Below are 12501 nucleotides of genomic sequence, written 5' to 3'. Positions count from 1 at the left end.
CGCTGGTGTCTTAGTCCGCGCCTGAGAAAAGGTCCACGCCGCAGGAACTCAACGCAGCCAGCCTACGGCCAGTTCCCTGGCGGCATCAAACGCGCGTTGCGGCAACGTGCCGACGCCGACCGATTCGGCGGCGAAAAGCGGCGTTTCCTGGCTCAGCGTGTCGCCGATCCAGACGCGCAGCGCGCCGACGGGTTGCCCCTCCTCCACCGGCGCCGATACCGGCCCCTGATAGACGATCCTGGCGGTCAGCTTGTCGCGGTTGGCGATCGGCAGCAGGACGTCGATCTGCGCCTTTGCCTTCAGCGCTACGCTGGATTTGGCGCCGCCGAACACCTGGGCCTCGCCGACCACTTCGTTGCTGGCGAAAATCTCGGTCTTCTCGAAGGAGCGGACGCCCCATTCGAGCAGCTTGCGCGCTTCCTCGGCGCGCTCGCGGTCATTGGCCAATCCGCTCATCGCCGCGAACACCCTGGTCCCGTCATGGCTGACCGAGCCGACGATGCCGAAACCGCCCGCCTCACTCGACCCGACCGCCAGCCCATCGGCACCGATGCCCATGGCCAGCAACGGGTTGCGGTTCTTTTGCGAGATCTTGTTCCAGGTGAAATCGGCCCGGCCGTAATAGAGATAGAGATCCGGATATTCGCGCCATATATGCAGGCCAAGCTGCGCCAGTTCGCGCACCGTCGTCTGCTGGCCGTCGGCCGGCAGGCCAGTCGAATTGACGAATGTCGATTTCGCGAGCCCGATCTGGCGGGCGCGATCGTTCATCTGCGCCGCGAAATTCTCTTCCGAACCGGCCATGCCTTCGGCCAGCACCATGCAGCCGTCATTGGCGGCCTGTATGGTGACCCCCTGGATCAGATCCTCGACCCGGATCGCCGATTTGAGCTTGGCAAACATGGTCGACGTTCCCGAAGGCGCACCGCCCTTGCGCCAGGCATTTTCCGAAACCACGAAGGTGTCGTCGAGGCTCATGCGCTTCGACTTGATGGCGTTGAAGACCATCTCCATCGTCATCAGCTTGGCCATCGAGGCCGGCGGGATCGGTTGGTCGGCATCCTTGGAAAACAGCACCGTGCCGGTTTCGGCATCGATCATGAAAGCCTGCGTCGCCTTGGTCTCGAAAAGCTGCGCGTTGGCCGGAACCAGCGCGGCAAGCAAGAAGCCAAGGCCAAAAAGCCCGGCAAAAGGGTGGAAAAGGCGAAATCGCATGAAGAGGCTCGACTGTTAGCCGGCAGAAACTTGCCGCAACGCTATCAGGCTTCTTCCCGGCGGATCAACCGCGCAATGACAAAACCGGCGTGCCTTTGTTGGTCAGTTGCGCACAGCCAGCGCGTCCGGCGCGCCATGCGACCATGCCGCGCGCAAGAGGTCGTCGACATTGCCATGGCCATCCGGATAGAGATTGACCGCGTACCAGTCATTGCCGTCGCGTTCGGTGCTCTGGATTTCGGTCCTGCCGAACGGTTCGAGAGCCGCAGCCACCCGCTTTGCCTCGGCAGCATCGTCGAAGGATCCGGCGGCGACGTAGTCGGAAACGGCAGGCGATGCCTGCGGGTTGGATTTCTTCCACGATTGCAGGATGTCGGCTGGCGACATGCCCTGGTCGTCAAGCGCTGCAAAGACGTCGGCGCGCTGTACGCGCTCATCCGCATAGGAGAGCGAAGCCACGGCAAAGGGCGATTCCGGGCGCTGACGCACGATCGGCCCGAATTCAGGCAGCGTCACATCGCTTGAGGCCGGTGCCTGCATCGACATCACTGGCTGTGTGTCGGAATTCGTCAACTGACCAGGAAACGGCACTGCGGCGGGGGGTGCGCCAACAGATAGGCTCGGCGAAGGTCCGTTCATCGCCACCATGACGCCGGTCGGCAAGCCATCGGACGGGTCCGGGCGGTTGTTGCCCGGGCGGTAGGAGGCGACCAGATATTGGTCGTCGTCGCCGTCGAGCGGTGCGCGGCCGATGTATTCCACTTTGACCCTGGCCGTGCCGACCTTGGCATAGTCGAGCATTTGCGCGGCGCGTTCCGAGACATCGATGATGCGTCCCTCATGATAGGGACCGCGGTCGTTGACGCGCACGATGACCGAGCTTCCGGTCTCGGTGTTGGTGACACGGGCGTAGCTTGGCAGCGGCATGGTCGGATGCGCCGCCGTCAGATGGGTCATGTCGTAGACTTCGCCATTGGCAGTCAGCCGGCCGTGGAAGGCATCGCCATACCAGGAGGCGAGACCGACCTTGGCGTAGCGCTTGTCTTCCTTGGGGTAATACCACTTGCCGCGCACCTGATAGGGCTTGCCCAACTGGTCGCGGCCGCCGCCGCGCCGCATGTACTGAACGCGCGGGCTGGCCTTCACGCCGTATTCGGTCTCGGCAAAATATTCCTTCGAGCGAGGCTTCTTGTAGACCATGGCTTTCGGCTCGGACTGCGGCGACGCGCACGCGGCCAGCAACGCAGCCGAAAGAGCGCACAACACCAAAGCAGGAGCGCGACGAAGACGCCGATGCGTCGTGGTCTGCATGTTTTCCGATGTCCCCTACCGTCTCGACACAGGCGCCGCTTCTAGAATTTCGGCGGAGCCAGATGAGCAATGCCTGCGACGCGCCAATCCCCATCCCTTGTGCGCAGGAATTGTTTATCAGCGTATTAATCGATTGTGTCCGGAACCGGGCAGGAATGTGGCGGAGTTCTTGGGTCGGTCGGGCCTGTGGAGAGGCATCCGAGACCTAGCCCAGGCCCTTGGAGCCTGAATGTGAATCTATGGCACGAAGCGCGGCTGCCTGGAACCGACCGACCCGAGATACGTTCTGCGCCTCATGGATGAATTCATTGAACGTTTCGGGCAACAGACGTGGCTGCCCTTTTCCGTAATATCAGCCAGGCTTTTACTCGCGGCCGTCCTTGGCTCCATCGTTGGGATCGAACGCGAATGGCGCAACCGGCCGGCCGGATTGAGGACACACATCCTCGTCTGTGTTGCGACGGCTCTAATTGCCATCCTCACGATCGAGATTACTCACCTTCACGTCTTCGATGGTCAGGAAATCGCCATTGATCCTATCCGCTTGATCGAAGCCACGACTGCCGGCGTGGCATTTCTGGCCGCCGGCCTGATCTTCTTCTCCAAGGGCGAGGTTCAAGGGCTTACCACTGGGGCGGGCATGTGGCTGGCAGGCGCCATAGGCCTGGCGGTTGGGCTCGGGTTCTGGCAGATCGCGGCTTTGGCTACCTTGCTCGCACTTGTCGTGCTGGGTCTTCTGCAACTTGTGCAGGTCGGCAGCAAGGATCGCAATTAGATCCCGGCTCCTTCGAAAACGGGTTCGCAGCTCCGTTCGGGTAACGAACGCCACCCCCTATTATCCATGGCAGCGCCGATGGTTGACTTGGCGATGGGCAACGCTCTAGAGAAATGAACCGCAAGCTGGTCCGGAAGGATAGGTATCATTCGATACCAACTGTCGTTCACTGGGTCGGTTGATGTTCCTAGATGATTGAAAAGTCACGTTGGAGGGATGGCCGAGCGGTTTAAGGCACCGGTCTTGAAAACCGGCGTGGGTGCAAGCCCACCGTGGGTTCGAATCCCACTCCCTCCGCCAGATATTTGGCTACCGTGCTGAATTGCCTCTGTATTTCAAAGAGGGCCAAATCTTTCCTAAGTTATTCCTAACTTCCTAAAACGAAGAAGCCTGCCACCGCGAGGCAGCGGGCCAGCGTGAGCGCAAACGTTGCGCCAGCCTCAGGATCAACGTTCGTCCTGGCGATAGAGCCGTTTGGTCGCGCGGTCGCTTTCCATGCGTTCTGCAGGACCACGGTGGCGTCGGGTCATAAGAACGTATGCCATCAATAGGGCCAGCAACAGTGGCCCACCAGCAACGACGATCAACCACATCACACTTTCAAACATGAGGCATCTCCTTCACGTCACAACCGTCAAGGAGAAGAACCGTTCCGTTCAAAGTTACAGCAACACCAGCACCTCCTGCGACTGAGGGCCGTTTTCCCATGTGACCGTTTCGGAAATCCGGGCTCCGCTGCAACAAAAGGCTGCGGCTGCACGTTGCGGTTGATCATTCAACCAGGAGCAAAGCAAATGGCCGACGACAAAACGAAGACGGGCTTCCGCGATCGGGACCGCGTCTCTGCCGATGAGGATTATGAAGTCGAGTATTTCGCCACCAAGGCCGGCATCACCCCGCAGCAGGTCAAGGAATCGATCGCGAAGCACGGCAACCGACGCGAGACGCTGGAGCGGGAAGCGAAGGCTCTGGGGAGCGGTAGGTAGGCCGGCATGCCAGAGTACCAGGTGGAAGAGTGGCATGGAGAGGAGTGTGTCTCAACTCAGGCCACGAGCGCCGATGATCCGTTATCTGCGGTAGAGAAGGTCACGGGCCAAAGGGTGTCGCCTAGAGCGCTTCAGGAGCATTGGTTTCGTGTGGTCGATGAAGATGCGCGAAGCACGCATGAATTCAGCCTTGAGGACGGCGGCCCGGCTGGAGATTTCGCAAAATAGCCATGACCAGAATCTCGGACCTGCATTGGGACCAACGCTGCAGATAGGCGAGAAAGGTGCAGCCGCCGGGCGGACCCGACGGCTTATCGTCGATTGGATCGCTGCCGCCGCATGGGGCCTTAAGGCGCGGCCGGCGCCAGCTTGGCGGCTACTTGGTCGATCTTGTCGGCAAGTACGCTATTGGCCCAATCTGTCACCTCAGGGTCAACGGGCTTGTTGGCCATTTGGGCAAGGGCTGCATCGATCGATGGGACGTTGGCAGCGGCAGCTGTGGCGGCGGTCTGAGCAGCGGCCGCATCCTGGGTGGCGTCATCGAGCGCTGCCTGTGCTGCATCGAGGTCGGCCTGCGTCGGGACATCTTCGGGCAGGGTATTCGGGTCAGCCGCTTTCGCATTCAGCGCGTCGAGCGCCGCTTTGGCGTCGGTAACCGCCTGATTAGCGGCATCGAGCGCCGATTGAGCGTTCTTGGCTATTGCCGACTGTGTCACAAAAGCCTGCACGCCAGCGAAGTTCTTGCTCTTGGAGTGCATAAAGGCGTTGGCGTTGCGCTGCAGCGAGTTCAACCGGCCGAGCTTGGCATGGATATTCTTTTCCTTGGACACAGAAGGGGTAGCGGCCTTGGCGACCTGGCCCTTAGGGGCCTGGCCCTTGGCGGATGCCGACTTGCCGACCGAACCGCCGCCTCCGCCATTGCCGCCAGCATTACCGTTTCCTCCGCTATTGCCATTGCCATTGCCGTTACCATTGCCATGGCCGTTACCATGGCCGTTGCCACCAGCAGCAGCCAGGGCCGGCGACACCAGAAGCGAGAACACCGCAAATGCAGCAAAAAGGGTCTTTCGGGATGTCATAACTACCTCCGAGATTGCCACCGCCACGAACCGCTATAGCGGGCAACATGAGGAATCGCTAACACAAAGGGTAAACTTAGATATAGATGTGCTTTCATTGCGACAACGAAGCGGCCGGCCGGCGAAACGCCAACCAGCATAACTCTTTGAAATTGCTGAAGTAGATCACCCTCCTTGGAACCGGCCGGCCTTCCGAACTCAAAGGTCCTAGACCGCTCAGACCAAGGTCTTAAGCCGTGGTTTCGGCCGCGACTCAGAAGTCGTGACGGCGCGGCGACCTTCGGTAGTCGGCACCTATCGGCCTGAGGCCGAGCTCGACATCGATCCGCTGCAGTGTTCCCAAACACCGCCTAAGTGGTTGTATTCCCTGTCTTTTGATATAAGCGCTAGTCTGAGGTAAAATTTCGACCGGCATCTGGCGGGCTTACGTTATGCAGCATCGAACGTTCTTTGGCGGCAAGGTCACCGAGATCCCCACTTCGTTACATAGCGATCCCAGGGGAATGCTGACCGCTATCGAGTTCAGCGGTTACAATTCCAAGCCGTGCGGGCGTTCGTCGTCACCGCGCCGCGCGGCACGTCGCGGGGGGGACATGCACACGGCTCGGGCCGGCAATTGATGATGCAGCTGTCGGGCGAGATCGGCATCGAATTTCGCTACCAGGAACGGATCGAACGGCTGACGCTCACCGCATCGAACCGCGCGGTGCTGGTCGACGCCCCGGTTTGGGCGCTGCAGACCTATAAAGGCGAGAACCCGTCTTTGCTGGTTTTCTGCGATACCGAATACGACCCTAAAGACTACGTCTCGTATCCCTGATGACAATCGTCAGGAAAGGAGAGGCCGCGATGCGCGCCAGGACATGACAGCGCCTCGCGGTAGAATGGCTATTCTCGGCGCCGGCATCATGGGCGCCAGCCTCGCTCTCATGATGGCCCGCAGAGGCTACGCGGTGTCCCTCTTCGACAAGGAGAGCGAGCCGATGGCCTGCGCCAGCCGTTGGAACGAGGGCAAGATTCATCTCGGCTATCTCTACGGGAACGATCCCTCGCTGCTGACCGCCCGGCATCTGCTTTCGGGAGGACTGTGTTTCGGCAGGCTTGTTTCCGAGCTGATCGGAAGCAATCTGGAAGCGCACACGACCTTTTCGGAAGACCTTTATCTGGTCCATCGCAACTCGGTCGTCGCTGTCGAGGCGCTGGGGGCGATCTTTGAACGTGTAGATGTATTGGTGCGCAGCCACGCTGACGCCACCAGCTACCTTGCCGACGTATCGGCGGCGCGATCGAATCGGCTTTCCAAAACTGAATTGGCCGATGTCACCAACTCGGACCAGATCGTCGGCGGCTTCCAGGTGCCGGAGCGATCCGTCAACACGCGATGGGTTGCCGACCGGCTTTGCGCCGTGCTTCGGAGTGAACCCAACACCAGCTTGCGAATGGCGGCCAAAGTCCTGTCGGCACAGCCGGTGGACGGAATTGACGGGAAATGGCGCGTGGCGGTCGCAGGCGAAAAAAGTGAGGCGTTCGACATCGTCGTCAATTGCCTTTGGGAGGGGCGGCTGGCTGTCGACCGCACGGCCGGCATCGAGCCGGTTCCCGGATGGTCGCACCGCTACAGGCTTTGCCTGTTCGGCCGCACCAGCCAGCCTGTCGATGTGCCGTGCGCGGTCGTCGCCCTTGGCCCGTTCGGCGACATAAAAAACTATGACGGGCGCAACTTCTATCTCTCCTGGTACCCGAGCGGGTTGCTTGCGGAGAGTGGCGTATTGTCGATCGAAACGCCACAAGCGCTCGATGCCGACGCACGACAGCGGTTCATCGGCGACGTTCGCGCCACGCTCACTCGGTTGGTGCCCGTTGTTTCCAGCATGTTCGACGATGCCGAGGAGCTTGAGGTACGCGGCGGCTTCGTGTTTGCGCAAGGGCGTGGTTCGCTCAGCGACCCGAAAGCCACGATCCATCGCCGCGACCAATTCGGGGTCAACCGCCTGGGCAACTACATCTCGGTCGACACAGGTAAATATTCGACGGCGCCGTGGCTTGCCGACAGGCTGGCGCGGCAAATCTGCGGGATCGAGTGAATGGGTGAGACAGAACAGGGCGGCGCGAAGCAGGTAGCGCAGAAACAAGTCCAGCTTCGATCCGGCTGGCGGCCGAAGGTCACGGCGCTGGTGCCGTGCTACAATTCGGCGGCATTCATTTCGCGTACGCTGGACAGCCTCGCCGCGCAGACCTGGGACAATATCGAGATCCTGGTCGGCGAGGACAATTCGACCGACGCGACATTCGAGATCGTTTCAGCCTTCGCCGGCGGCCGCGACGATGTCTGTATCCTGCGCCGGGACAAAAACCTGGGATGGCTGAAGAACTCCAACGATCTGATGGCCAATGCCAGCGGCGAATTGATGTTCTTTGCCTTCCATGACGACGTCATCGATCCAACCTATATCGAGGCGCTGGTGCGGGCGCTCGATGCCAATCCCGCGGCCGTACTGTCGTTCAGCGACGTCGAAGTGATCGAAGTCAGCGGCGAAAGTGCCACGTGGAAGTTCGACCTGCTGGAGGGCTTGCAGGACGGTTTTGCGCGTGGCCGGGCGATGGCGCGCCAGCCGCATGGATGGTGGGTTCCCAATCGTGGGATATTCAGGGCCTGGGCGTTCCACCGTAGCGGCGGGATCAAGCCCAACAGCCAAGGCGAATTCAGCGCCGACTGGACCTGGCTTCTGCATCTGTCGCTGCTCGGCGGCTTTGTCCGCGTGCCGCAAGTGCTCTGCCACAAATACTACCGGGCGGGCAGCATCAGCCGGCGCTGGGACCGCAACAGCACCCAACGAAGGGCCTTGCGGGCGGCGGGGATAAGGGAGGTCTGGCACAGCGAGGCCGGCCTTGCACAAAGAGCCTTCCTCGCTGTCTATATCGCCTTGCGGCCGTGGCGGTGGGTGCCGCGATCGCGAGAAGCGCAAAGACGGCGAAACAGGCAATCGGTGCATGGCAGCCCGGACAAATAAGAATGGCGCCGGCGACGTATCAAAGCGGCTGCGTCAAAACACCCTGCCCGGCCAACGGCGATTTCCGCGCATATCCGGCTGCCCCAAAATGGCACTCCGGTTGATTTTTCACGCGAGTTATGGTCGTTCTCCCGCCCATGAAAAAACTATTCCTTGCGGCGCTGGCCTCGGTGACGCTGGCCTGGCCCGCCCACGCGATGGACGCCGCCCTGCGCGCCGGCCTGCTGAAACTCGACCCGGAGACCCGGCTGGAGCAGAGATGCGACGCCGAAGTGCTCGACCGCATCAGCCATGACGACCACAAGTACAAGGCAGACCGCGTCGTCGCCTACGCCTTCGCGACGCCGGAAATGAAGGCCGATGCCATCCGCAGCCCGGGCGCTGCCTTCCGCAGCAAGGGGCAGTGGTACCGGCTGAAGTTCAAATGCGAGACGGCGCCTGACCATATGGAGGTCCTGCAGTTCCGTTACCGCATCGGCGACGAGATTCCGGAAGCCGACTGGGCGAAGTACAATCTCTACGACTGAATTCGCTGCGACCAGAATTCTCTCTGGCAGAACGACCTTCCCTATTCCCGTGGCTTTCAGCGTCGGCCGTTAGAGCGGTTCAGCTTTTTACAGAGCAGCTGACCCACTCTAACTCTTTGTTTTTGCATGATTCCGGACGGAAAACCGCTACGCACTTTTCCTGGAATTGCGCCGGCAGTCTCTTGACGCGCGGGAACCATACACGTTAGGGCGTCGGCATATCCGACGACGAACACGCCGATACAGCAAGGGGCTCCGGTCGATGGACATTTTCAGCGCTGCAAGCATGACGGCCCTCCTCCAGGTCATCGCCATCGATCTGGTGCTTGCCGGCGACAATGCCATCGTCATCGGCCTTGCCGCCGCCGGCCTGCCGGTCGAGCAGCGCAAGAAAGCCATCCTGATCGGCGTGTTGGCGGCGACTGTGCTGCGCATCCTGTTTGCCGCCGTCACCGTCAAGCTTCTTGCCATTGTCGGCCTGCTGCTGGCCGGCGGCATCCTTTTGTTGTGGGTGTGCTGGAAGATGTGGCGCGAGCTGCGGACGTCGCATGCCGACGAGTTCGAGGCGACCGAGGCGCTCTCCGATTCCGACCTCAACAGCGACAGAACGGTAGGTGGCAAGGCGCCGCGCAAGACGCTCGGCCAGGCGGCCCTGCAGATCGTCGTCGCCGATGTTTCGATGTCGCTGGACAATGTGCTGGCGGTCGCCGGTGCGGCGCGCGATCATTTTCCGGTGCTTGTCATAGGCCTGGTGCTGTCGATCGCCTTGATGGGCTTGGCCGCGAGCTTCATTGCCAAGCTGCTGCACCGCCACCGCTGGATCGCTTATGTCGGCCTGCTGATCATTCTCTACGTCGCGATCGATATGGTCTATCGCGGCGTTGTCGAGGTCTGGCCGCATGTCAGTCCTGTGGTGAGCTGACTCTGCCGGTCCTACAGCTTCTGTATACTACGGGTATCTGCCGGAGGCAGTGGTCGCGTTCGCCGCAGCCGCTGCCCATACCAATGCCGCAATAAGTGTGGTACTGGCCGCCGATCCCGAAAAACCCGGAATGTTTCTCATGTCTGCGCCTCGCGTCAGTTTCGTCAGCCTTGGATGCCCGAAGGCGCTTGTGGATTCCGAGCGCATCATCACGCGCCTGCGCGCCGAAGGCTATGAGATCGCGCGCAAGCATGACGGCGCGGACCTTGTCGTCGTCAACACCTGCGGCTTTCTCGATTCGGCCCGCGACGAATCGCTCAACGCCATTGGTTCGGCGCTTTCGGAAAACGGCCGGGTGATCGTCACCGGCTGCCTCGGCGCCGAGCCGGACGTCATACGAGAGAAGCACCCCAACGTCCTCGCCATCACCGGCCCGCAGGCCTATGAGAGCGTGATGGCCGCGGTGCATGAGGCGGCGCCGCCCAGCCACGATCCCTATATCGACCTTCTGCCGCCGCAAGGCGTCAAGCTGACGCCGCGCCACTACGCCTATCTCAAGATTTCCGAAGGCTGCAACAACCGCTGCACCTTCTGCATCATTCCGGCACTGCGCGGCGACCTCGTCTCGCGCCCGGCGGCCGATGTGCTGCGCGAGGCCGAGAAGCTGGCCAAGGCCGGCGTCAAGGAACTGCTGGTCATCTCGCAGGACACCAGCGCCTACGGCATCGACATCAAGTACCAGACGTCGATGTTCGGCGACCGCGAAGTGCGGGCGAAATTCCTCGACCTTTCGGAGGAGCTGGGCAAGCTCGGCATCTGGGTACGCATGCACTATGTCTACCCCTACCCGCATGTCGCCGATGTCATCCCGCTAATGGCGGATGGAAAAATCCTTCCCTATCTGGACATCCCCTTCCAGCACGCCTCGCCGCAGGTGCTGAAGAACATGCGCCGTCCAGCCCATGGCGAAAAGACGCTGGAGCGCATTCGCGGCTGGCGCGAGGTGTGCCCGGATCTGGCGATACGCTCGACCTTCATCGTCGGTTTCCCCGGCGAGACCGACGAGGATTTCGAGATGCTACTCGACTGGCTGGACGAGGCCAGGATCGATCGCGCCGGCTGCTTTAAATACGAGCCGGTCCGCGGCGCCCGCTCCAACGATCTCGGCCTCGAACAGGTGCCGCAGGAGATCAAGGAAGCGCGCTGGCATCGCTTCATGCAGCGCCAGCAGAAGATCTCGGCGACGCAGCTGGCCAAGAAGGTCGGCAAGCGCCTGCCGGTGCTGATCGACGAGGCGCATGGCACGTCTGCCAAGGGCCGGACAAAATACGACGCGCCCGAGATCGACGGTTCGGTGCATATCCAGTCGCGCCGCCCGCTGCGCCAAGGCGACATCGTCACGGTCAAGATCGACCGCGCCGACGCCTACGACCTTTACGGCTCGGCGGTTTAGAAAATTACCAAAAAGGGCGCCTCCCGGCGCCCTCGGATTTTTGGCACAGCCCTCGGCGCGGTTTCGCAGTCGAAGCGTGCAGCCCGCGAAATGAAAAAGGGCGCCGCGCGGCGCCCCTTCTCCTTTGCGTTTCCGATATTTACTGCGGCAACTTGTCGTCGACGCCCTTCACATAGAAGTTCATGCCGAGCAGCGTGCCGTCGTCGGCGACTTCGCCGTCCTTGAGCCACGGCGTGCCGTCCTGCTTGGCGACCGGTCCGGTGAAGGGGTTCCAGCCATCTGCGATTTTCTTGGCGGTTGCCTCGGCCATCGCCTTCACATCGTCCGGCATGTTGGTGAAGGGCGCCAGCTTGACGGCGCCGTCCTTGATGCCGAGCCAGACATTGTCCGGCTTCCAGGTGCCGTCGAGCGCTGCCTGAACGCGGCTGATGTAGTACGGCCCCCATTCGTCCGTCAGCGAGGTCAGCTGCGCGTTCGGCGCGAACTTGATCATGTCGGAGGACTGGCCGAAGCCGTGCAGCTTGCGCTCTTCCGCCACCTGCAAGGCAGCGGTGGAATCGGTGTGCTGAACGATGATGTCGGCGCCCTGATCGAACAGTGCCTTGGCCGCGTCAGCTTCCTTGCCCGGATCGAACCAGGAGTTCACCCAGACGATCTTGGCCTTGAAGTTCGGGTTGACCGACTGCGCGCCGAGCATGAAGGAGTTGATACCCATCACCACTTCGGGGATCGGGAAGGAAACGATATAGCCGGCGACCCCTGCCTTCGATTCCTTGGCGGCGATCTGGCCGAGCACATAGCGGCCTTCATAGAAGCGCGCATTGTAGATGCCGAGATTGTCAGCGGTCTTGTAGCCGGTGGCGTGCTCGAACATCACTTTGGGGAACTTCTTGGCGACCTTCACTTCCGGGTCCATGAAGCCGAAAGAGGTGCCGAAGATGATCTTGCAGCCTTCGCGCGCCAGACGCTCGAAAGCGCGGTCGGCATCGGGACCTTCCGAGACGTTCTCGAGATAGGCGGTTTCGACCTTGTCGCCGAGCGCCTTTTCCACCTCGAGGCGGCCCTGGTCGTGCTGGTAGGAATAGCCGAAGTCGCCGATCGGGCCGGTGTAGACCCAGCATGCCTTCAACTTGTCGGCGGCCTGCGCGGACGCCGCCAGTGACATGGCGGCGGTCGTGGTCATCAACGCAATAAGCAGTTTTTTCATTGTGTTACCTCTCTG

At 61.3% G+C, this 12501-nt stretch carries 12 protein-coding genes, 1 tRNA gene and 1 pseudogene; 9 read left to right on the top strand and 5 right to left on the bottom strand.

All coding sequences use genetic code 11. The features are described from left to right. Positions 1–48: 48 nt before the first annotated feature. Entirely contained in the window at positions 49–1215 is a 1167-nt protein-coding gene (locus NKI05_RS09590; RefSeq protein WP_352792340.1) for a D-alanyl-D-alanine carboxypeptidase family protein, read from the bottom strand. 102 nt (positions 1216–1317) lie between these two features. Then, positions 1318–2526: a septal ring lytic transglycosylase RlpA family protein gene (locus NKI05_RS09585; protein WP_352792339.1), complete on the bottom strand. Its 1209-nt coding sequence runs from the start codon at positions 2524–2526 to the stop codon at positions 1318–1320. Positions 2527–2821: 295 nt separating this feature from the next. Here NKI05_RS09585 and NKI05_RS09580 point away from each other — a divergent pair, with 295 nt between their 5' ends. After that, entirely contained in the window at positions 2822–3301 is a 480-nt protein-coding gene (locus NKI05_RS09580; RefSeq protein WP_027050850.1) for an MgtC/SapB family protein, read from the top strand. Between the two features lie 210 nt (positions 3302–3511). Further along, positions 3512–3601: transfer RNA gene (locus NKI05_RS09575), tRNA-Ser, on the top strand. Positions 3602–3747: 146 nt separating this feature from the next. Here NKI05_RS09575 and NKI05_RS09570 read toward each other — a convergent pair. After that, entirely contained in the window at positions 3748–3909 is a 162-nt protein-coding gene (locus tag NKI05_RS09570) for a hypothetical protein (RefSeq protein ID WP_023691300.1), read from the bottom strand. 186 nt (positions 3910–4095) lie between these two features. Between NKI05_RS09570 and NKI05_RS09565 the strand changes: the two genes are divergently transcribed. Further along, a complete protein-coding gene (locus NKI05_RS09565) occupies positions 4096–4287 on the top strand; it encodes a DUF3606 domain-containing protein (protein ID WP_352638266.1) in 192 nt (63 codons plus the stop codon). A gap of 347 nt (positions 4288–4634) precedes the next feature. On the opposite strand, the gene NKI05_RS09560 is transcribed toward NKI05_RS09565, so the two are convergent. Then, entirely contained in the window at positions 4635–5387 is a 753-nt protein-coding gene (locus NKI05_RS09560; protein WP_348529830.1) for a hypothetical protein, read from the bottom strand. A 514-nt stretch (positions 5388–5901) separates the two neighbouring features. Between NKI05_RS09560 and NKI05_RS09555 the strand changes: the two are divergent. From NKI05_RS09555 to rimO, 6 genes and pseudogenes are all read left to right on the top strand, one after another. Further along, positions 5902–6186, top strand: a pseudogene (locus NKI05_RS09555) (sugar 3,4-ketoisomerase); the annotation flags it as partial. 64 nt (positions 6187–6250) lie between these two features. Next, positions 6251–7450: an FAD-dependent oxidoreductase gene (locus tag NKI05_RS09550; RefSeq protein ID WP_352792338.1), complete on the top strand. Its 1200-nt coding sequence runs from the start codon at positions 6251–6253 to the stop codon at positions 7448–7450. Continuing rightward, positions 7451–8377: a glycosyltransferase family 2 protein gene (locus tag NKI05_RS09545; RefSeq protein WP_023730594.1), complete on the top strand. Its 927-nt coding sequence runs from the start codon at positions 7451–7453 to the stop codon at positions 8375–8377. It begins immediately after the preceding gene. 119 nt (positions 8378–8496) lie between these two features. Further along, positions 8497–8904 (top strand): DUF930 domain-containing protein, encoded by a 408-nt coding sequence (locus NKI05_RS09540; protein WP_032889884.1) that lies wholly within the window; start codon positions 8497–8499, stop codon positions 8902–8904. A 262-nt stretch (positions 8905–9166) separates the two neighbouring features. Then, a complete protein-coding gene (locus NKI05_RS09535) occupies positions 9167–9826 on the top strand; it encodes a TerC family protein (RefSeq protein WP_023668959.1) in 660 nt (219 codons plus the stop codon). Positions 9827–9965: 139 nt separating this feature from the next. After that, a complete protein-coding gene (rimO, locus tag NKI05_RS09530; RefSeq protein ID WP_023691314.1) occupies positions 9966–11279 on the top strand; it encodes a 30S ribosomal protein S12 methylthiotransferase RimO in 1314 nt (437 codons plus the stop codon). A 139-nt stretch (positions 11280–11418) separates the two neighbouring features. On the opposite strand, the gene NKI05_RS09525 is transcribed toward rimO, so the two are convergent. Then, positions 11419–12486 (bottom strand): BMP family ABC transporter substrate-binding protein, encoded by a 1068-nt coding sequence (locus tag NKI05_RS09525; protein ID WP_023682527.1) that lies wholly within the window; start codon positions 12484–12486, stop codon positions 11419–11421. Positions 12487–12501: the final 15 nt, after the last annotated feature.

The organism is Mesorhizobium sp. M0771, assembly GCF_040320155.1.
GTDB lineage: Bacteria > Pseudomonadota > Alphaproteobacteria > Rhizobiales > Rhizobiaceae > Mesorhizobium.
The sequence above is the reverse complement of the archived record's forward strand: the minus strand, read 5'-3'. Positions and strand labels throughout refer to the sequence as shown.